Origin of the sequence: Plesiomonas sp. (assembly GCF_051650925.1) — a bacterium.
GTDB lineage: Bacteria > Pseudomonadota > Gammaproteobacteria > Enterobacterales > CAMTGL01 > Plesiomonas.
In genome coordinates, this window is the sequence record NZ_JBOFRH010000588.1 from 1 (window position 1) to 1057 (window position 1057).

The window sequence follows — 1057 nt, forward strand, 5'->3', positions numbered from 1 at the left end:
AACGAAATAGCCGATGTTTTTCAGCTTGTTACTGAGCTACGGGGTGTCAGCATTTTGCTGCGTGGAATAAAAATTTATTGGTTATAAAAAATTAAAAATAAGCTATTCACAATTGTGCATAAAAAAGCATCTTTGTGGATGAGGCAAGGGCGTGATTACGTTGCTATCCGGGCGAGAAAATGTCGTCTCAACGCAGGCAAATAGGGGGGCTTACGTGGTTCAGCGTCAGAAAATAACAAGAAAGAGGTGTGGTGTATTTATCCCTCTATTGAGATGTGGCGCATTAGGCTTGGTGCGTTAGGTTCGAAGTAGTGGTTAGTCCGGCAGTGATGGGGCGGAACGATATACGCAATATCCAAATACGCAATATAAGTATGAGTACAACCCAAACCTCGGCCTGTCGTTCACTTCGTTAACGATTGTGGTTAGCGTAGCGCTTGGTATAGCAAATGCTGCAGCAGTTGATTGCAGCTTTCTGGTGATTCTGCGGGGGCGGCATGATGAAGGCCGGGCAAGGTATGAAAACGCGAATAACTTAGTGGAGCAAATAAACGACGACGACGCGCTTCACTGAGATAATCGAGCTCACTGCTGACGATATCGACGGGCACGCTGTTTCGTTGCATCAACTCAGCGGAGGCCTCCCAATTTTGTAGGCTGTACAGTAGGCGCAGATATTGGGCTTTCGAGTTTAGGCTGAGCTGCTGGATAAAGCGTTCACGCACCGCATGCAATTGCGGATCGGGAAACAGCAAGGGAGCGGCCGCTTTAGCCATATTCTCCACGCCAAATAAGCGAACAAACCAGATGCGTTGGGTGAAAAATCGGCTGACATCCGGATCTGTTAAGCGCAGATCGGTCGTGCCGTTGATCAAAATGGCATGCAGCACTTGATGTGGATATTTCAGCAATAACTCCAATCCCACCAATGCTCCGAGTGATAAACCTATCACGATCACCGGCCCGCAATTTTGTGTCTGTAACCAGCGCGACACGGCACGGGTCATTTCCGGAATACCGCGGTGTGATGTCAGTGGCTCGGATTGCCCATGTCCGG

At 48.6% G+C, this 1057-nt stretch carries 1 protein-coding gene; it reads right to left on the reverse strand.

Annotated features, from left to right (window positions below):
* Positions 1–425 precede the first annotated feature (425 nt).
* The coding region (locus ACRC27_RS14090; protein ID WP_438640164.1) for an alpha/beta fold hydrolase at positions 426–1057 on the reverse strand (632 nt) is incomplete at its 5' end.